Source organism: Bremerella cremea (assembly GCF_039541315.1).
Lineage (GTDB): Bacteria > Planctomycetota > Planctomycetia > Pirellulales > Pirellulaceae > Bremerella > Bremerella cremea.
This window is the reverse complement of sequence record NZ_BAABFZ010000002.1, coordinates 332,856-353,416: the sequence shown is the minus strand read 5'-3', so window position 1 is coordinate 353,416 and position 20,561 is coordinate 332,856. Positions and strand designations below refer to the sequence as shown.

The 20,561-nt window shown below is 55.9% G+C and carries 17 protein-coding genes and 1 tRNA gene; 8 read left to right on the top strand and 10 right to left on the bottom strand.

The window, feature by feature from the left end:
• Window positions 1-164 precede the first annotated feature (164 nt).
• The 4 genes from ABD890_RS02085 to ABD890_RS02070 all read left to right on the top strand — a co-directional run bounded on the left by ABD890_RS02085 (window position 165) and on the right by ABD890_RS02070 (window position 5,119).
• Complete coding sequence (locus ABD890_RS02085) at window positions 165-1,562, top strand: outer membrane protein assembly factor BamB family protein (protein WP_345085236.1); 1,398 nt, start codon at window positions 165-167, stop codon at window positions 1,560-1,562.
• A 237-nt stretch (window positions 1,563-1,799) separates the two neighbouring features.
• The gene (locus ABD890_RS02080; RefSeq protein ID WP_345085233.1) at window positions 1,800-2,513 is read left to right on the top strand and encodes a glycosyltransferase family 2 protein; all 714 of its coding nucleotides are present in this window, start codon (window positions 1,800-1,802) and stop codon (window positions 2,511-2,513) included.
• Window positions 2,510-2,878, top strand: coding sequence for a DUF2304 domain-containing protein (locus ABD890_RS02075; protein ID WP_345085230.1), 369 nt, complete (start codon window positions 2,510-2,512; stop codon window positions 2,876-2,878). Before ABD890_RS02080 ends, ABD890_RS02075 begins: the two co-directional genes overlap by 4 nt.
• 72 nt (window positions 2,879-2,950) lie before the next feature.
• Window positions 2,951-5,119, top strand: coding sequence for a glycosyltransferase family 39 protein (locus ABD890_RS02070; RefSeq protein ID WP_345085227.1), 2,169 nt, complete (start codon window positions 2,951-2,953; stop codon window positions 5,117-5,119).
• 48 nt (window positions 5,120-5,167) lie between these two features.
• Here ABD890_RS02070 and ABD890_RS02065 read toward each other — a convergent pair whose 3' ends face one another.
• A complete protein-coding gene (locus ABD890_RS02065) occupies window positions 5,168-6,250 on the bottom strand; it encodes an NHL repeat-containing protein (protein WP_345085224.1) in 1,083 nt (360 codons plus the stop codon).
• 213 nt (window positions 6,251-6,463) lie between these two features.
• On the opposite strand from ABD890_RS02065, the gene ABD890_RS02060 reads away from it, so the two are divergent.
• The 3 genes from ABD890_RS02060 (at window position 6,464) to ABD890_RS02050 (ending at window position 11,236) form a co-directional block, all read left to right on the top strand.
• Complete coding sequence (locus ABD890_RS02060; protein WP_345085221.1) at window positions 6,464-6,652, top strand: hypothetical protein; 189 nt, start codon at window positions 6,464-6,466, stop codon at window positions 6,650-6,652.
• 174 nt (window positions 6,653-6,826) lie between these two features.
• Window positions 6,827-9,823 (top strand): DUF1553 domain-containing protein, encoded by a 2,997-nt coding sequence (locus ABD890_RS02055; protein WP_345085218.1) that lies wholly within the window; start codon window positions 6,827-6,829, stop codon window positions 9,821-9,823.
• Window positions 9,824-9,841: 18 nt separating this feature from the next.
• Window positions 9,842-11,236 (top strand): DUF1501 domain-containing protein, encoded by a 1,395-nt coding sequence (locus ABD890_RS02050; RefSeq protein WP_345085215.1) that lies wholly within the window; start codon window positions 9,842-9,844, stop codon window positions 11,234-11,236.
• Window positions 11,237-11,251: 15 nt separating this feature from the next.
• Here ABD890_RS02050 and ABD890_RS02045 read toward each other — a convergent pair whose 3' ends face one another.
• From ABD890_RS02045 to ABD890_RS02015, 7 genes are all read right to left on the bottom strand, one after another.
• Entirely contained in the window at window positions 11,252-11,485 is a 234-nt protein-coding gene (locus ABD890_RS02045; RefSeq protein WP_345085212.1) for a hypothetical protein, read from the bottom strand.
• Between the two features lie 264 nt (window positions 11,486-11,749).
• Window positions 11,750-12,208 carry a nucleoside-diphosphate kinase gene (gene ndk / locus ABD890_RS02040; RefSeq protein ID WP_345085209.1) on the bottom strand — a complete coding sequence of 153 codons (459 nt, stop codon included), beginning with the start codon at window positions 12,206-12,208 and terminating at the stop codon, window positions 11,750-11,752.
• A 79-nt stretch (window positions 12,209-12,287) separates the two neighbouring features.
• A complete protein-coding gene (locus tag ABD890_RS02035; protein WP_345085206.1) occupies window positions 12,288-12,614 on the bottom strand; it encodes a hypothetical protein in 327 nt (108 codons plus the stop codon).
• A gap of 127 nt (window positions 12,615-12,741) precedes the next feature.
• The gene (locus tag ABD890_RS02030) at window positions 12,742-13,977 is read right to left on the bottom strand and encodes a M16 family metallopeptidase (RefSeq protein ID WP_345085203.1); all 1,236 of its coding nucleotides are present in this window, start codon (window positions 13,975-13,977) and stop codon (window positions 12,742-12,744) included.
• Complete coding sequence (locus tag ABD890_RS02025; protein ID WP_345085201.1) at window positions 13,952-15,148, bottom strand: M16 family metallopeptidase; 1,197 nt, start codon at window positions 15,146-15,148, stop codon at window positions 13,952-13,954. Before ABD890_RS02025 ends, ABD890_RS02030 begins: the two co-directional genes overlap by 26 nt.
• A gap of 173 nt (window positions 15,149-15,321) precedes the next feature.
• On the bottom strand, window positions 15,322-15,867 hold the full coding sequence (locus ABD890_RS02020) for a GNAT family N-acetyltransferase (protein ID WP_345085199.1): 546 nt from the start codon (window positions 15,865-15,867) through the stop codon (window positions 15,322-15,324).
• 137 nt (window positions 15,868-16,004) lie between these two features.
• The gene (locus ABD890_RS02015; RefSeq protein ID WP_345085197.1) at window positions 16,005-16,481 is read right to left on the bottom strand and encodes a 6-pyruvoyl trahydropterin synthase family protein; all 477 of its coding nucleotides are present in this window, start codon (window positions 16,479-16,481) and stop codon (window positions 16,005-16,007) included.
• 191 nt (window positions 16,482-16,672) lie between these two features.
• On the opposite strand from ABD890_RS02015, the gene ABD890_RS02010 reads away from it, so the two are divergent.
• A tRNA-Arg gene (locus ABD890_RS02010) sits at window positions 16,673-16,746 on the top strand.
• A 785-nt stretch (window positions 16,747-17,531) separates the two neighbouring features.
• Here the strand turns inward: ABD890_RS02010 and ABD890_RS02005 are convergent.
• Entirely contained in the window at window positions 17,532-18,734 is a 1,203-nt protein-coding gene (locus tag ABD890_RS02005) for an AlbA family DNA-binding domain-containing protein (protein WP_345085195.1), read from the bottom strand.
• A 550-nt stretch (window positions 18,735-19,284) separates the two neighbouring features.
• Window positions 19,285-20,274 carry a sialate O-acetylesterase gene (locus ABD890_RS02000; protein WP_345085193.1) on the bottom strand — a complete coding sequence of 330 codons (990 nt, stop codon included), beginning with the start codon at window positions 20,272-20,274 and terminating at the stop codon, window positions 19,285-19,287.
• Between the last annotated feature and the right edge of the window lie 287 nt (window positions 20,275-20,561).

Genomic DNA, 20,561 nt, shown 5'->3' with positions numbered 1-20,561 from the left:
GTTCCCCCTCAATCAGCGAGAGAAGCGTCATGAGAAGTTCCTTTGGCCTCGCCGTATTCGCGGCACTCACCCTTGTAACCAGTGGCGCATCGTCAGTCTGGGCTGCTGACAGCGACGGCGGCAACTGGGCAAACTGGCGAGGTCCAAACTATGACGGGAGCTCCATGGTGGCCAAACCACCGGTCGAATGGAGCGAAGAAAAGAACATCGTCTGGAAGGTGGAAGTTCCTGGTAAAGGTAGTGCCTCGCCCGTGATCTGGGGTGACAAGCTTTTCCTGCTGACGGCTGTCGCTGCAGAAGGTGCAGAAGATGCCAAGCCGATGGAAGAAGGTCCAATGGGGCCACCGGCAGGCGATCGGGACCCACTTCAACCGTTGAATCCTCCGGGAGCACCACCTCGGCTCGGTCCTGGCGATCGCCCCGGAGCACCAGGCGGCCCGCAGCGTCCTGAAGGGGAAGCTCGTCCACGTGGTCCTCGTGGCCCGGGCCAAGGCGGTCCTGGCCGTGGTGGCCCCGGCGGCGGACGCGGCGGGTTCGGTCGCGGTGAAGCCCCAACGACTCCGGTGGATTTCACCGTGATCTGTTTCGACAAGAAGACCGGCGAGCAGCTTTGGTCGCAGGTCGCCATTCAAGCGGTGCCTCACGAGTCGGGTCACAACACCAACACGTTCGCTTCCGGATCGGCGGTGACCGATGGCAAGCTGTTGATCGCGTTCTTCGGTTCGCGTGGAGTGTATTGCTACGACCTGGACGGCAACCTGAAGTGGAAGAAAGACCTCGGCAAGCAGCAGACTCGCAATGCGTTTGGTGAAGGAAGTACGCCAGCGCTGTACGAAGACACCCTGATCGTTCCCTGGGATCACGAAGGGGACTCGTACGTGATGGCCTTGGATGCCAACACCGGCGATGAACTGTGGAAGGTGCCACGCGACGAACCCACGACCTGGTCGACGCCAATCGTGACCGAATTCCAGGGAACCACCCAGGTCATCTTGAACGGCTCGCCGATGGTTCGCAGCTACGACGTGAAAACCGGCAACCTCATCTGGGAATGCAGCGGTCAGGCCGCCAATCCGATTGCCACCCCGATCATTTACGATGACAAGGCAATCTGTATGACCGGCTATCGAGGGTACGCGGTCTATTCGATCAACCTCGATGCGAAGGGGGACGTTAGCAAGAGTGACGATGCGATTGCCTGGAGCCGATCGGACGTTGGTCCCTACATTGCTTCCGCCACACTGCTAAACGATCGTCTTTACGTGACCAAGTCGCGCGACGGCGTGATCTATTGCCTCGACGCCAAGACAGGGGAAACGATTTACGGTCCAGAACGTTTGCCGGAAGCCTCGACGCTTTACTCGTCGCTGGTAGGTGCCGACGGAAAGGTCTACGTTTGCGATCGCGACGGAACGACCGTTGTCCTAGACGGCGGACCAGAGTTCAAAGTGCTGGCCACCAACCAGTTGGATGAAGGGATCGACGCGTCACCAGCGTTGATCGGGTCGCAAATCTTCATCCGCGGCGATAAACATTTGTACTGCATCGAGCAGGCAAAATAACCGACGCTGACCGTCAAATATGCAGCAACGATGAAGGGCCGCTCTGTTAAGCGGTCCTTTTTCTTTACATCTACCTGAACCGGTTTCACGCGTTCTTCACAGTGCCTTCATCGTGACTCGAAAGGAGGGAGGGAAAATAAGGAATCTCACCATGATGCCTCGCTGCGAGCAGGGTAGTTCTTGTCGCCAGTCATCGACGCCGATCCCCTCGTCAGCACCGATTCCTGAGAAACCCTCATGCAGCCAGCGGCCGATCAAAAACCGTCCAACCACCAACCGAATGTCTGGGTGGTTGTGCCTGCCTATAACGAGGCGGAACGGATCGGCCGGACCATTCAAGGGCTCAGCTGTCACTTCCAAAATATCGTGGTGGTCGACGACGGATCGAGCGATCGAACGTTCCAACGGCTCGAATCGCTTCCGGTGTGGGCACTACGTCACCCAATCAATCTCGGACAAGGTGCGGCCCTGCAGACCGGAATCGATCTGGCGATTCAGCAGGGTGCCGAGATCATCATTACCTTCGACGCCGACGGTCAGCACGATGTCCATGACCTCGACCGGCTGATGGAACCGATCCTGGCAGGTCGGGCCGATATTGCCCTTGGGTCACGCTTTCTTGGCAAGGCAGCCGTCAACATGCCAGCCAGTCGTTGGGCGATTTTGAAAATGGGGGTGCTATTCACCCGCGTTTGTTCGCAAATCAAAGTGACCGACACGCATAATGGTCTGCGAGCGCTGTCTCGACAGGCAGCCACCCAGATTCGCATCACCCAGAACCGGATGGCCCACGCTTCCGAGATTTTGGATCAGATCCAATACCACGGCCTTCGATTTGAAGAAGTCCCGGTGACGATTCATTACAACGACGCCGTTCTGGAAAAGGGACAGAGTAACTCGGCAGCAGTGAAGGTCGCCGCGCAATTTCTGCTGGGGAGGATGGTTCGATGATCTTGTTTCAATGGGGCGCGTTGCTGGTCATTGCGGCCATCCTATTACTGGAAGTCGTCCAGGCATGGCGTCAGCGACGTTTGACCTGGGTAACGTTGACGCGGCTGGCGATCTGGTCCGCGGCGGCCGTGGGCATCAGCTTCCCAGAGATGGTCACGCGATTCGCGAACTCGATCGGCGTCGGTCGTGGTGCCGATGCATTGATCTACCTGGTCACGCTCGCCTTCATCGCAACGACGTTTTACTTCTATTCGCGATACCTTCGACTGCAGCGGCAACTCACTGATTTGGCTCGCTACCTGACGATTCAGGAAGCGAAACGCCCTGGCGCGGCCTCGTCGGGAAATGTGACTCCGGAAAGCTAGTTTGTGGCGAAGAAAAAACAGGGTCTTCCGCAGTCACCCCAGACGTCACGCTCCACGAGCGAATCAGACTGGGTGGAAACGCTTCTGCAGCGCCCCGCGCTCTTACGATCGATCTTGATCGGCGCGGTTGTTGTTGCCTACCTGACCTCGTTCTCAGGTGGGTTCGTCTTCGACGATCACCCCCACATCGTTGAAAACCAATCGCTTGGCGATGTGTCCGCGGCGCTGCGTTCGATGACAGCGATTTCGACCCGGCCAATTACTCGACTGACGTTGGCGCTCAACGTCGCGACATTCGGCAAGCATCCATGGTCGTTCCATATCGTGAACTTGGCCATTCACCTGGTCTCGGTCGTTGTGCTGTTCGGACTGGTCCGCGGAAGCGTTGTGCTACTGAACAAACAGAAGCCGACCGGTTTAGAGCCAAACCTGGTGGGCTTCATTGCAGCGATTCTTTGGGGACTGCATCCCCTAGGGACGATGGCCGTGACGTACATCATTCAGCGGCATGAATCGTTGATGGCGATGTTCTACTTGCTGGTGCTTTACTGCCTCGTTCGTGCTCGCATGGCCGATCGGAGCTGGCCCTGGTATTTGGCAGGCATCTTTTCGTGCTGGCTGGGAATGGGGGCGAAAGAAGTGATGGTGACCGCTCCGATTGCCGCAGTTCTATTCGACCGAATCATTCTGTCCGACAATTGGCGCAGTCTCTACCGAAGCCGCGGTTGGGTCTATGCGGTGATGATGAGCCCGGCCGTGCTGCTGTTGGTGAAGGTGATTCCGATTCTGCTGAAGGATAGTTCCAGCCAGGCAGGCGTCTTGGGAACGTACGAGACCGCGTCGCCGTGGCTCTATTTGTGGACGCAGTCAGGCGTCATCTTGCATTATGTGCGGTTAGCGGTCTGTCCTGACTATTTGACCTTCGACTACGACTGGCCGGTGGCGAGTAACGTTTGGGAATACCTTCCGTCGGCATTGGCAGTGGTGACACTGCTTGGCGGTTCGCTGTGGTATTTGTGGCGTGGTAACCCGCTGGGACTTGTCGCATTCTTGTTCTTCTTGATTCTGGCTCCGACGTCGAGCGTGGTTCCGATCATCGATGTTGCCTTCGAGCATCGAATGTACCTCCCACTGGCTTGCCTGAGCACGCTGGCTGCGGTTGGAATGTGCTACGCCATCGCTTGGTGGAAAGCTTCCGAGTCCATCGCGCGCCGGCATAGCTTGGTGCTTCTACTGACGGTCGGTCTTTCCCTGGGGCTCGGTCTGCGAACCCTCCAGCGGAATCTCGACTACCGAGATGAGATCGCCTTGTGGACTTCTGTCGTCGAATCGCGGCCGATGAATCTGCGAGCGAACCACAATCTGGTGAACCACCTTCGCGCCGAAGGACGTTCAGCCGAGGCGGAAGTTCTTTTGAAGCAGTCGATCGGTTGGTGCCAGCAGCATGGCTATGAAACCTTCCCGCTTGAGGCTGACCTGGCGGAGTTATATGTCTACGAAGGAGCTGCGGACCTGGCCTTGCGGCAGTTTCAAGTCGCAGTTGACTCCGCGAACACCCAGTCAAAAAAGCTCAGTCCCTATCGCCAACAAGTCCGCGATCGTCAGCAAGCCGAACTGCATACCAGCTTTGGAGCCCTGCTCGACATGGTGGGAAGGCCAAAGGACGCTGCCGTTCAATTTGATTTGGCGATCGCGTTTCGCCCCGACGTTCCGCACTGGTATGCCTTGGCCGGTGATGCCCACCGTAAATCGGGCAATGTCGACCTGGCGCTGCAGCGATGGAAGCACGCGGTCGATGCCGACAAGTCGATGTTCCAGGTCGCCCGTGATTATGGAATGTTGCTGGCTGGGGTAGGGCGGTACGACGAAGCGGTTCCTTATTTGGAATCGAGCGTTCGTAAGAACCGTGACGATGTAGCGGCGGCGTACCAACTCATCCGAATTCAGGCCGCTGCACCAAGCGATGAACTTCGCCAGCCAGAAGTCGCCCTGACATCAAGCTTGAATCTTCAGAAGCAGTTCCCGCAGCATCAACAGGAACTTCGCGAAGTCGAAGCGATGGCGTTGAGTCAGCTGGGACGCTTTGACGAGGCCAATTCAATCCTGCAGTCGCTAATCCTGGAGGCCTCGAACAACGATTCCGCCACGCGGGAAAGGCTCCAGCAGCAGCTTGCCATCGTGCAACAGCAGCAACCAATTCGCCTGGCACGAAAAAGCCCGGTCTCGACCGCAAGTCGGTAACCGGGCTGGTTGTTCAATGATCGATGGTCGCAGGTATGTTTGACGAGCCTAGGTCAAACGCTTCAACTTGCTGACGCGACCCGTGGCGACCCATTCCGCGACGAAGATATCGCCTTCAGGACCGAAGCAGGCATCGTGCGGGTGAACGAACTTGCCTTCCAGCCAGTTATCCGGCTGGTTGCGAATCTTGCCATCTGCCTTGATGCGATCGACGTCGGCACCCAGCTGTGCGAGAACGTTGTAGTCTTTGTCGATGATCGAAAGTCGCGCATGAAGTTCCGGCACGATCATCCAGTCGTTCCAGGTATCAAGGTTGGCAGGCAGTCCGAAACCGCTGACGGTCTTTTCGTAGGTACCATCAGCCGCAAACACCTGAAGGGTGTGGTGAGCGCGATCGCAGACAACCGTCTTTGGATTCTGCGCATCGCGTTTGTCGATCCAGATGCCATGCGGAGTAGCGAACGTTCCTTCGCCGTCGCCAGGGCCGCCGAACTTTGACTTCCAGTTGCCATCTTTGTCGTAGTGATGGACAAAGAACGAGCCGTACCCGTCGGCCAGGTAGAAGTCGCCATTGTCGAGAAAGGCGAAGTTCGTCGGCATGAATCGGTCGCGTCCCCAGACCTTCTTCGGATCTTTCGCTTCCCCTTCGGCATAGATGCCCGATTCCATTGGGGCGTACTTCTGCCAGACCGTTTCGCCGGTGAGGGACAGCTTGGCAAACGACTTCACTTGCTGATAAGCACACACGTAGAGGAACTCTTCGTTCCCCTCTTTGCGAACTTCAATGCCGTGGCCGCCCCCTTGGAATTGTTCGCCGAATGCCCGAATGAACTTTCCCTGGTTGTCGAAGACGAAGATCGAAGGATGATCTTTCAGGTTCTCGCGACCTTCGTGGATCACGTAAAGGTTCTGCTGGCTATCGACCGCCACATTATGGGTGGTTTGCCAATGGTACTTATCGGGTAGCTGTGGCCAGTTGTGTTGAATTTCGAACTCGTATCCATCGGGTCCGATGACCATCTTCGAGCCTGATTTATCCGAGGCTCTAACGGCGGGGGCCGAGAACATTCCGGTTGCTGCGGTCAGGGCAAGAGAGGTTCCGGCCAAGATCGCTTCGCGGCGGTTAGGCATGACGTAGACTTCATGAGAGGGGGAAGAGAACCGTCGGCAGAGTAGCCAGGACGCGGCCCTTTTTGGGCGGGAAGTGACGATATTGCATGTTCTACGCCCAATTTGCTCCTCGGGCAACTACTTTCTGCCAAACAGTTACGTGCACAACGATTGCACTGCACTACCTTCCCAATTATCCTAAACTCCTCAATCGGGAATCCAGGAAACCTCGTCATGCAAGATTTGTTGCTCCTTCTACTTTCGATGATCGCCTTTGCCGGCGGATTTCCCGGGGCATGGTGGGTAGCTGACAAGCAGCGACCTGACAACGCCATCGGTATCTTCTTTGGCACACTCGGCCTATTGCTGGTGGGTGGCGCTGGCCTGTTCGGTGTGGTCATTCTGGCGGCCAAACAGTTCTAATTTCTATCGACGAAGCGCGGTAGCTCTTCCTGCTGCGCCCGATTCTTGCTTGAAGTGAAGCTTCGAGATTGCTAGGCTGGATATTCCTGCCCGATCTGCCAATTGCTGAATTGGCGCCACTATCTCGAACTCAACCTTCGGCCAACCATGTTCTCTTTCCTTCCTCGAGCCTGGATGCTGATCGCACTGGTCGGACTATCAGCGATGCTGCCAACCGTTGCGTGTGCGGAAGAAGAAGTCGACTTTGCGACTCAGATTCGTCCTCTGTTGTCGGACCGCTGCTTCCACTGTCATGGCCCCGATGCCGAAGGCCGCGCTGCGGACCTGAGGTTGGATGTGGAAGACGCCGCCCACGACTATGCGATCGTTCCTGGCGAGCCTGAGAACAGCGAAGCTTTCCTTCGTATGACGGCCGAAGATGCTTCGGAGCGGATGCCGCCCGTCGATTCCAACTTGAAGCTGTCGGCCGACGAGATTGAACTCCTGCGCCGCTGGATCGCTCAGGGAGCCAAGTACGATCAGCACTGGGCCTTTAAACGCATCGAGAAGCCTGCCGTTCCCGAAATTGCCGACGACAACTGGTCCCGCAACGAGATCGACAAATTCGTCTTCGCTCGGCTGAAGAAAGAAGGCTGGGAGCCGAATTCCCCGGCTGAACCTTGGCGAAAACTGCGACGTTTGACGTTCGATCTGAATGGCTTGCCACCTACGCTGGAAGAACTCGATCAGTTCGAGGCTGATCCCAGCGAAGCGAACTACAACTTAACGGTCGATCGACTCCTCGCCTCGCCGCGCTATGGAGAACGGCTCGCCGCCGAGTGGCTCGACGCGGCTCGCTATAGCGATACGTACGGCTACCAGGTTGATCGCGAACGCTTCGTTTGGCCGTGGCGCGACTGGGTGATTCGATCTTTGAACGCGAACATGCCTTACGATCAATTCATCACCCAGCAAATCGCTGGCGACCTCCTTCCGGACGCGACGAAAGATACGATACTCGCGACGACCTTCTGTCGGCTTCACCCGCAGAAAGTGGAAGGGGGAAGTATCCCGGAAGAGTTCCGCGTTGAATACGTCGCGGATCGCAGTCAGACCGTCGCGACCGCCTTCCTTGGGCTGACCATGGAATGCTGCCGTTGTCACGACCATAAGTACGATCCGCTCAGCCAGCGCGAGTACTATCAGATGTTCGCGTTCTTCAACAGCATCGACGAAGCAGGGCTCTATTCGTACTTCACGCCTGCGATTCCAACGCCGACGATGCTGCTAACCGATGAGAAGCAGACGGCGAATCTCGAACACCTCGATCAGCAGGTGCGGGATCTCGAAGTGACGCTTACCGATCATCTGCAGGCCGCGCCAATGCGGACGAACTTCGATGTTGCGAGGCCGCACGCCATTGAAACGCTGACGTTCGACGAAGGGAACGTGGGAAACAATTCGGCCATCATCGGCAAGCAAGGCCAAGGGATTCGTCTGACCGGTGACGACGCGGTGAATCTGTCGCAGGGCAATTTTCAACGCCACCAGCCGTTCTCGGTTTCACTCTGGATGAAGACGCCGGATCGGAAAGACCGGTCCGTGATCTTTCATCGTTCGCGGGCATGGACCGATGCCGCCAGTCGCGGGTACGAACTGCTGCTGGAAGATGGCAAGCTGAAATGGTCGCTCATTCACTTCTGGCCTGGCAACGCCATCAGTATCCAGGCCAAGCAAGAGTTTCCGCTGAATACCTGGCAACAAGTGGTCGTCACGTACGATGGCTCGAGCAAGGCGAGCGGCTTGAAGATTTACGTCGAAGGTGTTCCCGTTGAAGTCGATGTCGTCCGCGATCAATTGACCAAGCAGATCACCGGCGGCGGACACGATCACATCGCGATCGGCGAACGGTTCCGCGACCGAGGCTTCAAACAGGGAGAGGTCGATGAGTTTGCCCTGTTTGACCAATGCTTAACTCCCGCGGAAGTGGCCGTGCTTCACGGCGATCGCCCCAGTCCGGAAGCCGTTTCGGAGTATGTTGCCTGGAAGCTAGACGACGACTCGCTCGGCCTGCAGCAGCAACTGTCCGATGCTCGTCAGGCCCGGAACAAAGCATACGATCAAGCCAAAGAAATCATGGTCATGCGCGAGCTCGACGAGCCTCGGCCGACATTCTTATTGGCTCGCGGATCGTACGATGCCCCGGCCGATCCGGTGAGTCCGATGACGCCAGACGCGTTGCCACCCTTCGACGAGCAATGGCCAACGAACCGCTTGGGCCTGGCTCAATGGATTGTGGATCGAGAGAACCCCCTCACGGCGCGAGTCGCGGTGAATCGCTACTGGCAACTGCTGATGGGGGATGGTCTGGTGCGTACGCCGGAAGACTTCGGCAGCCAAGGTAGCCCGCCGACACATCCACAACTGCTCGATTGGCTGGCGGCTGATTTCATCGAGCATGGCTGGGATGTCAAAAGACTGCTGCGGCAGATAGTGACGAGTGCAACCTATCAACAGGCGTCGACGGCTTCGGCTGAGAAGCTCCAGCGAGATCCCGAAAATCGCTTGCTGGCTCGAGGAAGCAAGTTCCGCATGTCGGCTGAAATGGTTCGGGACAACGCGCTAGCGACGAGTGGACTGCTAGTCGAACAGATTGGGGGAGCCCCTGCCAAACCGTACGAAGTATCAAGCTCGTTCAAGCCGGTCGGGCACGATCATGGCAACGGGCTCTATCGTCGTTCGCTTTATACTTTCTGGCAGCGGACCAGCCCGGCGCCAGCGATGATGACCTTCGACGCCTCCAAACGAGACGTCTGTCAATTGAAGCGAGAGCGAACTTCGTCGCCGCTGCAAGCCTTGGTACTGCTCAATGGACCGCAATATGTCGAGGCAGCCAAGATGTTGGCGGCTTCGGTACTGCAAACGAGTGAATCGGAAGCGAGCGAAGTTCAGATTCAAAAGGTCTTTCGTCTGTTGACCAGCCGGAACGCGACTACCGAAGAGATGGCGATCTTGACGCAATTGTTCCAAGAACAACAAGAACACTTCGCCGCCCATCCCGATCAGATCGGTCAGCTATTGGGGGCGGGAGAAGCCAAGGTTCCTGAGAAGCTCGATCCAACGACGTTAGCGGCCCTCACGGTGGTGGCTAACATGGTGATGAACTTCGATGGCTGCGTGACGCGGCGCTAGGAAGGATCTCGAATCGCAATGATTACACGTCGACAACTGCTGCAATCGAGTGCGTGGGGCTTCGGTGGCCTCGCTCTGGGCCAAATGATGTCTCAGGACGCGGCTGCCTCGGAAGGTATTCTGTCGCAGCTCCACCACACGCCCAAGGCGAAACGGGTCATCTTTCTGTTTCAAGCCGGTGGGCCATCGCAGCTCGATCTGTTCGATCACAAGCCGCTGCTGAACCAGAAGCATGGCGAGCAGTTGCCTGATTCGATTCGCGGCGAACAACGCTTGACCGGGATGAGCGGCAACCAGTCGAGCATTCCGTTGGCTGGGTCACCGTTCAAGTTCGCTCAGCATGGCCAATCAGGCGCGAGTATCAGTGAATTGATGCCGCATACGGCGAAGGTGGTCGACGACATTAGTATTATTCGCTCGGTCCATACCGAAGCGATCAATCACGGACCCGGCGTTACTTACATTCAAACCGGCTCGCAGATCCCTGGCCGGCCCTGTATTGGCTCGTGGCTCAGCTACGGACTGGGGAGCGAGAACGAAAACCTGCCAGGCTTCGTCGTGCTGGTGACGAAAGAGAAGGGGGGACAGCCACTCGCAGCGCGGCTCTGGGGCAATGGCTTCCTGCCGTCTCACCATCAGGGAGTTCAGTTTCGGAGCGGCGGCGATCCGGTTCTCTATTTGAACAGCCCCAACGGAATCGACCGAACGAGTCGTGAGAAGGCACTGGCGAGTCTCGACCAGTTGCATCGGCTGCAGCCTTCCGATTCGATCGTGGACACACGAATCCGTCAGTACGAACTGGCCTTCCGGATGCAGGCCTCGATTCCAGAGGTCACCAACCTGGCGTCGGAACCGCAGCATGTTTTAGACATGTACGGTCCCGATGCGAATAACCCGGGCACCTTCGCGGCGAACTGCCTTCTGGCTCGACGCCTGGCCGAGCAGAACGTGCGGTTCATCCAGCTGTATCACCAAGAGTGGGATCACCATGGCGGCTTACCAGGGGCGATTCGCAAACAGTGTAAAGAGACCGACCAGCCTGCCGCGGCGCTCATTCAAGACTTGAAACAGCGGGGCATGCTCGATGAGACGCTCGTGATCTGGGGGGGCGAGTTCGGCCGCACAAACTATTGCCAAGGCAAGCTCGGAGCGAACAACTTCGGCCGCGACCACCATGGACGCTGTTTCACGGTTTGGATGGCTGGCGGCGGGATCAAGGGAGGTATGACGCTAGGCGCTACCGACGAGTATGGTTTCAACATCACCGAGAATCCGGTTCACATCCACGACCTTCAAGCGACGATCATGCATGTAATGGGAATCGATCACGAGAGGCTCACGTTCCGGCACCAAGGCCGCGCCTTCCGGCTGACCGATGTTCATGGTCATGTCGTGAAATCGATTCTGACTTAGCCTGGCGTCTAGTCTTTAGACGTTGGTACGATTGCCGACCCAGACTTCGAGCAAATAAGCCACGCCAAAGGTCAAGAAGTAGACGGCAAGGACAGCAACGAAGAAGATGCCTTCGTACGCTTTGTTGCTCGACGCGAATGGATTCACGACCATGGTCAGCAGCAGCATCGGGATGAAAAGCAGCATCGACAATACAGGTGCGTAGTATCGCTTCGATTCGGTGGGGGCTAGGTGTCGGTTGTCTCTCATCTTCTGAACCCTTTACGGCAGCCTTTGCCCTGGACCAGGGCTTCTACCGAAATTCAATTTCGGCTGCCTCTTTAGAAAACGTTCAACGAGACGGCAGGCGTCGCTGGCAAGAGCATTCCGGCGAAGTCAATATTGCTCCAATACCGCACCGATTTCGCCATCTATAACGATTGTATCGGCGCATGAAAAAGGAACCGCTGGTTGAGCGGTTCCTTTGATATTGGCTTCGAGCAGCCCTGAAAGCGGATCTGCTGGCGTTCGCGACTACTCGTCGTCGGCTCGCATCCAAGGGGTCAGCACGGGAGCGTAGTCCAGAACTTCTTCCGCTTGGAAGTAGAGATCGATTTCACGCGACGCGGCGTCGGGGCCGTCCGAAGCGTGGACCAGGTTCATTTGGCGGCTGCTGCTGAAGTCGCCACGGATCGTACCGGCGGCAGCCTTCAAACCACTGGTGGCACCCAGCATGTCGCGAACAACCTGAATGGCTTCCAGACCTTCCAGCACCATGGCAACCACGGGGGCGGCGGTGATGAAGGCTTCCAGGCCAGGATAGAATGGCTTGCTGACGTGTTCGGCGTAGTGCTGCTTGGCGAGATCCGGGGTAATGCGGATCAGCTTCATCGCCACAATGTTGAGGCCCTTGTCCTCGAAACGGCCGATGATGCGACCAATCAGACGTCGTTCGACACAGTCAGGCTTCAACAGAACCAGCGTACGTTGCATTGCTTCAAACTCCAGGGACAGTAGTGAGAAGGCGGATTCTAGCGAATTCGCGCAACGTCCTCAACCAGGAGTGCCGCAACTACCGGGGAACTTCACCAGAGATTGGCCGAGCCAGGGTCGGCGAGCCAACGCCGTAGAATGCCTGTTTGGGCAGTGCCGGGGTTGGCGTTGGGATCTCGATCACTTCGTTGGGCACGACCTGAACCGGATAGTAAGGCTGGTAGGTCGAGAGTCGCTGTTCGTGGTGGGTCGGGCGATTCCAAGCATCACCCTTCGAGTGGTAGCCGTCGCTCCAAAACTCACCGAAGAATCGCATCACGCCATTCCAACCAGCCTGGGCTGGGGCAGGGGCCAGGATTGATCCCACCAGCAGAAAGGCGACTGTCAAGTTGATTGCACGCGACACGATACCGTACTCCGTTCCGAGATTTGCTTCGTACTAACGGTCTTTTTCGACCGACTGCTGGCAATGCCAGCACGCAAATCAGGTTCAGGAACCGATTTCAGCCGATCCGTACGATCGGCTGGTGCGGCTAGGGAAGCTGTAGCGACGAAAGTGGACCGACCGCGGTGGTCGATGTCTTTCGCAGGTCGTACATCTCGAGCAACTGACCGATATCGTCCAGCTGCACGTTCTGGTAAGCCTCGACGGTCTCTTTGACCGTTTTGAGGCTCTTCCGCTGGGTCCAGCTGGAACCAACGGAAAACAACCGGCTCGATGGCCGTTCGCTCCGGAGAACCACGTGCGAACAGACCTTGTTCTTGGCCTGATCGAGTTCTTTCTGCGTGACGCCACCGGTCATCAGTTTATCAACTTCGTGCTGCACGACGTCGAGAACTCGCTGTGCATCCTGGGGAGCACAGCAGACGTAGTTCATCATCACGCCACAGCCCTGGAACTCGTACGATTCCATCGCGGCAAATTCTGCCAGGCCTGGGTCGACCAATTCCCAGAAGAATCGGCTGCCCACGTCATCTCCCATGATCGTCGCCAGCAGGCGAGCGGCGTAGCGATTAGGATCTTCCGAACCGGGCGATTCGGCCAATTGAATGATGTACTGCTGGATTGAAGTCTCTTTGGTCACGAACTGGAAGTTCGACTGACCGACAGGTCGGGTCGTGTTCCGGCTGACATCGTACCTCTTCCAGTCGCCGCAAAGCTGATTGGCTTGTTCGATCAGGGCATCGAAGTCGACGTTTCCGGTAGCGACCAGCGTCATGTTGGTTGGGCTGTAACGCTGTTCGAAGTACGACATCATCTGCTGCTGGCTGAGCGCGCCGACCGACTCTTGCGTGCCGAGCACGCTGTTGCCGAGCGGATGCGAGCCAAACCAGGCAGCCATGCTTTTTTCATGACCACCATACGGCGGCTGATCGTCGTACTTCATGATCTCTTCGAGGATCACCTTCTTTTCGGTGTCGAAATCCTCTTGCCGCAACGTCGGCCGCATGATGTCGGCCAGCAAATCAACGATCTGATTCTGTAGTTCCGGAAGGACGACGGCGTAATAGACCGTTTGCTCTTCGCTAGTGAACGCGTTCGATTGGGCGCCCAACTCATCGAGTTCGCGGTTGACATCTTCCGCCGATCGACGCGCGGTTCCTTTGAACACCATGTGCTCGAGGAAGTGGCTCACGCCAGCGACTTCGTCCGATTCGTCGCGCGAACCGGTCTTCACGAAAAACGCCGTGGCCAGCGAATAGGCATTCGAATTGACTTCGGCGACAATCTCCAAGCCGTTATCAAGCGTCGCTTGACGAAATTCCACTCGGAACCTCCAATCTCTTTGCACCGATGGTCGTTACCCGATAATTCTTCGGCGGATTTGCTGCGACATAGGCATTGATCGTATCGACCGTAATGCCGTCGACGATCGCTTCCAATTCGTCCATCTTACGGATTCGTCCGAGATGGTACCAATCGGCCGCCAGCGAGGATGCCCGCGAGGAACTCGATTCCTGCTGCATGATGATCCCGCTCTTGAATCGTGCCTTCAGTCGCGTCAGTTCGTCCTGACGAACGCCCTTCGGCAGATCGTTGAATTGCTCGATCATCACGTCAAGCGTCTCTTGGGCTCGTTCAGTGCTGGTCCCGGCGTACGCCAGAACGGCACCTTGCGTTTTGAGTGAATTGCACGAGGCATAAACCGTATAGCAAAGCCCACGCTTCTCGCGAACTTCGCTGAACAGCCGCGAGCTCATCCCGTCGCTCATGATGCCAATCGCAGCACGTGCCTGGTAAAAGTCTGGGCTCGAAACGGGAATCCCCTCGAAGCCGAGGCCGACATGCGTCTGACTCGATTCAAACGGAATATGGACATATTCAGGCAGTTTCGATCCCAGGAAGTTCTTCTGGCCAGGGCTCGACTTCCAGTTGCCAAACAGGGCGGCGATCTCGTCGCGAAGCTGGTTCCAATCGAAGTTACCGGCGACAGAAATGATGGTTTCGTCAGGGCGGATCCACGTATCGAAGTAGGACTTCGCACCTGTTTCTGTCAGCGACTCGACCGAGGCCAACGTTCCGGTCGGGTGCCAGCCCCAAGGGTCGGCATACATCTGGCGACGCAAGCTGAGCATCGCTTGCTGATGCAGATCATCTTCCAAGGCTCGCAGCTCTTGAAAGCACACCTGTTTGGCGTCTTCAAATTCGTCTGGCAGAAAATGAGGCCGCAAGATTAAGTCGGCATAGAGACCCAGCGTCGGCCTCAAATTGCCAGCCAGAAGAGCCCCACTGAAGTTTAAATGACTGCTGGAAACGCCGCCGCCGCGGGCAACACCCAGGTTATCAAGCGCTTCCACGAACTGCCGGCTATCAAATTGGCCGCAGCCGCGCTGCATCCAGTCGCACAGCAGATTGGCAACGCCTCGATTTGACTCTTCTTCTCGCTGTACGCCTGCTGGAATGGCAATCGAAAATGCCGCCGATTGCAGCCAAGGCATGGACTCCGCGAGGAGGGTCAATCCGTTGTCGAAGCTCTCGGAGTAGATGGTCGAACGCACGTTTTTGCCGTCGCTTCCCGCTGTTGCAAGGGTGTTCGGAAGGAGTTACCTCGAAGGGCCAATCCCCGATTAAAACGGCCGGAACATTTCCCTACAAGACCCAGTCTGACTGGTTAGGCCTGGGTGGTGGTTTGGACGGCGCCCATTTCCACCGCTTTATAAACGGTAGAGGCGATCCGAAATCCAAGCCGCTGATAGAGCCGAATTGCACCCAGGTTCTGCGAAGTGACTTCAAGCGAAGCCTTGGGCATCTCGTGGTCGCGGAAACCCTGGAGTGCCCGTATTAGCAGTACCGCACCGATTCCCATCCCACGAAAGCCGGGGATCACGCCCAGATTCTGAATCGAGCCGTTTCCCTCACGATCTCGAACACCTTGAATGGTGGCGATGGGCCGCCAGTCACCCAATTGCGGATCATCAAACTCTACCATCCAGGTCGCCGCTGGCAGAAAGCCATCCCGCATCGAAATCTCGCGCATCAGGCGGAAGCAGCCCTCCGCATCCCCCAGACAGGGAAAGACGTTGGCATCGACCTCGAACCGAAAGCTCTGGAACTTCACCTCTGCGTGCCGCTTGAGAATCTCGGCCGACCATGGCACCAGCCGATATCCGACCGGTAACGGCGGTTCTTCGGGGAGATCTTCCAGTGAGATCTCCATGCGGAATCGTTTGAAATAAGTAAGCGCCACCGGCTCTCTTTCCAGGAGAAGTCACGCGCGAAAAAGTACGCTCTCGAAGTTCTATCTTAGCTCTTTTTTGAGCAAAAAGCGACGAACATTTTCGCGTGCCAGCAGTCCTAGTGGGCGGTATCAGCGGTCGGAACGCTCGAAAATATCTGGGCTTTCTGGTCCCGGGCCCAATCTTCGCGATCGTAGGTAATCACCGAGGTATCGGTTTCCTGGACATCCAGCCGGACCAGTTCAAAACCCATCTCGGTGATATCCGTGAACAGCTGGTAAGCCAGATTTTCCACGGAGGTTGGCCCCTGAAATTCACGCAGTTTGAAATCCTCGCCGTGGACTTCCATATGCTGCTTCAGGGTGGCATACAGCGGATCGTGGACGTTGATCAACATCCCGTGGTCGTAGTGCTCTTTGAGAAACGGGCCGATTTTTTCGTCGAAGTCGGAGAACAGCGTCGAGTACGAACCGGTCCGCTGCACCTCGAAATGGCAGACAATTCCGTAGCGATGCCCGTGCAGGTTACGGCATTTATCCTGCAACTCTTCATTCCGGTGAGCGGCGTAAAACTTGTACTCTTTGCGAATAATCATCGCGAACTCCAACTCCATCGTTAAACCCTGGCACGCACGATTGTTTCGGCTTCGCCGCGAAAGTACAAGCGATCTCCCACGAATTCGTACCGAACCCGAGGATTTGACCGTACTCCTTACCAGTTTTTAACTTCCATCCCCTCGCTCGTTGACAACCGCTAGACCTGCCCCCTAATATTGAAAAAACCCAAGTCCCCGTAGCTCAATTGGATAGAGTGTCGGCCTCCGAAGCCGAAGGTTGCAGGTTCGAACCCCGCCGGGGATACTGTTGTTAAGCCGTGACTAGGCAAAGAGGTGCGCCTTTTTCTTTCCGCGGTTGGATCGCGCCTTACACCTCTTCAAACGGCCTGTTTTAGTCTGTTTTGGTCCCCGTTTGCGCGCACCATGTGCCCAAGACCCCGGAGACACAAATACCGAATTAACATCCTGCAGCGACTACGAATGTCGCTTTCCACAAAGTGAAATAAGGCAGATGCTTCAAGAGCCTTGTAGTAGGGCCGGGAAGTTATTTCACTGGATCCCCGTCAGAAATCAAAACGGATCTAAATTTAATTACGGTAATTAGAAAGCAGGTCGCCCAGTTTCGAGAGCCTTAGCGTATTCCATAACGACTGACGTAGAAGAATTCACTGGCAATTCCTTTATTGCCCATCTGCCGAATTCACGTCTTCACCCTACGACCGGAACCAGCCTGTTGTGCTCCTTCTGGCCCGCAAAAAATACACCTGTTAACTGAACTGTCAGTAGTTCGAGTCACAAATGGGGAGGGCGTCGACGTTCATGGCTTGCGGGTATCTTTCGCCACGCTGACACTTGAAAACGGCGGTACTCCCAAGGCCGTGCAAGAGATCCTGATCCTAGGGCACTCGACTCTCGATATGACGATGAAGGTCTACAACCGCGCTCGAAGTGAGTCGAAGCGAGCTGCAGTAGCTTCGCTACCCTTTGCCACAGTTACTGAGCCGGAGAAGCGGAGTGTTATCAACATTGACGATGAGCGACGAAAGATGGCCTAACTCAAAATTGTCGAGTATTCAGAGTTCACTCGCGTCACATGCTATCAGCCAATGCAGTTAGATCGTCGACGGACAGAGTTGTCTTAGTTATCTCTGCATCGATCAGAATGCTGAAAACATCTGGACTACGCAGGTTCTCAGCAAACACTTTACATGGGAGCAGCGTGGTTCCAGAGTCGCGGACGCCAACGAGAAACGCTTCCGAGAAAATCTTACGACCAGGCTGGATATTTCCGCACTGCATAACAAACTTAAACCGCTCGCTATTGGTCACAATGCCGACATCTCCAGGTGATGACGGAGCGAGTGGGCGGATATTACGTGCGACCATCGAAACCGCGTCGTAACGTGATTGGTGTCTTTTTGGAAGTTCAGGCAACGCTGTTGACTCATAAATTCCCACTCCATCACCGATACGTAATTCCATCTCAACGCGAACGTCCATTGCGGCGACTGGCCCAGTATTTGAAATCACGATTCGAATCGACCTAAACAGTCGATGTGCGAATTCATAGTCGGCCAACTGTCTGTAATAGTTCTTGTTGAGCGTAGCATCCCCTAAGAGTTCCTTTATCTTGTCAACATCGAATGAATATTGGCTATTACCAGATGAGGGGCGATATTCTAGCAAAGGAATGTCCTTCGATTCTGGCAGGTCACACCACTCCGCAGACAATGAAGTCCTTCTGCCGAGTGAAATGTCAGAGTCATTACGGGCAAATTCAACGCTTAGCTTCGGTTCTAACGAATGGGCACTTGTGGCAGATCCCATTTGCGAGATTTCGTCAAGTGAAGCCGGCCTTGTAGGGTCTGTTGAGCTACCACGGCGGACATATACTTTTTCTTTTTGGAGTTTCCCGTAGTTCTGCAATAAGTAGAACGGTCGCGGTTGAAGCTCTATCCGAATGATCCCTATGGATTGTCCCTCAAACGGGTAGACCTCATACGAGAACTGTATAGGCCTGTTCGTCTTGCTGTTGATAAACTGCTGCAAGTCGTTTTCTTGGGGGTGATCTTCTGTGCCCACAACAATACTACGTCCACCGCGAACTTCTTTGACGCCAATCAATATGTAGGCTTCCGACCGTCTCCATCCGTTCGCAAATCCAAGGATGTCTTTGAGGATCTCAGACTTGACCTCATCGGTAGCTCCTGCGTATTGGTACGGCCCTTGCTTGAAATCAAGAGTTGCGCTCTCATCTTCGAAGAGCAGCTGCTCAAAAACCTGGGAATCCATGGGCGGTCCGTACGTTGAGAAAGCAGATTTGTGTGAATGGAATTGTAATAATAACGCAGCGTCTAATGTTCATCGAGTTGACAGTGGAGAACTTTCTTGATTGGGATCTGCGCTGTGTCAATCTGAACAATCGGGTCTATTCGCACGGTTGACCTGAGCGAGCAAAACGCCCATTTATGCGCAGCATGTGCGCAAGTTTTCGGTCTGTGACACAAAGCCAGTAATATCCACATCTCACAGACAACACAGTCGGCCTCCGAAGCCGAAGGTTGCAGGTTCGAACCCCGCCGGGGATACTTTTTTTGCTGGAGAGACTTACGCCGTTTAATTAGGTCGTAAGTCTTTTTTCATTGCAGTTTTTAAGCCATCAGATATTTGCGGAATGAAATCGGTCCGCAGGTTTCGGTCCCTGAGGCTTCCATTCTTCAGGGCAGGGTCAAAAATTCGCATCGCCTCGAAACTTATCTCAGAGCGTTGTTCATCGTGAGGCAGAAGTGAATCCGCATGATAAGTTCATGGAGATCTTCATCCACTCTGCCAATTGCCCACCTCACCGGCGATTTAGTTCCACCATCGCTTTGCCCATGGCTTCGCCGACGTCCATGTACGTCTCGGCGTTGCCTCCGTAGTGGCCGTTCGATGCTCCGCCGTGGCTGATGGGGTGAGTGTAGACGGTGGCGACGTTGCCTTGGAACTGGAGGTATTTGCCGCTTCGTCCGTCGACCGATAGTTGGGCATTAAGGATCGGACCTTCGTTGCCGGTGGCTCCCTGTTCGGTCTGGCCGAGGGTCGCACAGACGAACTTGGCTTGAGGGGCGTCGAAGTCTTGGCGAAGTTGCTGAATAAATCGGACCAGATTCGCTTCGTAGTGACTGGCGAGTCCTGCGTCGTAGCGGTCTTTGTCTCCTTGCCAAAAGAAGAACCCGGCAATCTCGTAGCTCGTGGCGTCGGGGTAATACTTCTCTAGTTCGCTTAGGACTTGCTTGGCATTCGCGATGTCACCGTCGTACTGCATGCCGGCGTACCAGGTGATGGGCTGCGGCTGGGTGCCTTTCTCCCATCGCATCGGCGACTGCTTATAGCCTGCATAAACCCAAGTTTTGCCCTTGTCCTCGAACTCGTAGCCTTCGCTGCCCGGTGGTAATAAGTCCCAGCCGAGCGAACGGTTGCCAATGCAGCTCTTCAAAATTAAAACCGGGGCATCGGTCGCATCGCCCAGGGCATGACCGATGCCGAGCTCCGGCCCGATAGAACGTCCTTTGACGGTCATCCACTCGTTGTTGAATAGCTTCGCAGGGCCTGTGCCACTTCCCATGACACGCACATTACGAACGTCGGTTCGCTGGCTCCAATTTCCCTGAGCATCGACAAGGTAGGGGTACTTTCCTTTCTGCTTCACGGCATGCTCCAGAGTGCCATCTTTGTCGACGGGACCAATTTTTCCGGCGCCGACCATATTCGATTGCCCCAGCAAGATGTAAACCTGAACGGGCCTGTTCCTGTCGACCGCGGCAGCATCAGCGGCTGGAGGCGAACTCACAGCTTCCTGGGCGGACGAAGGTAACGTCAGAAATAGAATGAAAAGAAGCGAAAAGCACAGAGCGAGACGAGATCGAACGAAAGAAATCATGCGACAGCTCCAGGAGGGATGATTGAGCAGAGGCGAGAAGGAGATAGTCCGAACCGCAAGCAGGTCCACGCCGCCTTCTTTCAACATACCGAAGCAGATCGCCGAACTCGAAGAGAAAAATGGAGAAACAAGCACTTTCCAAAGGAGTGCCTCCTGGGTGACCGGAGCCTGACAGGCAACTGCCGCCGAATGAATGC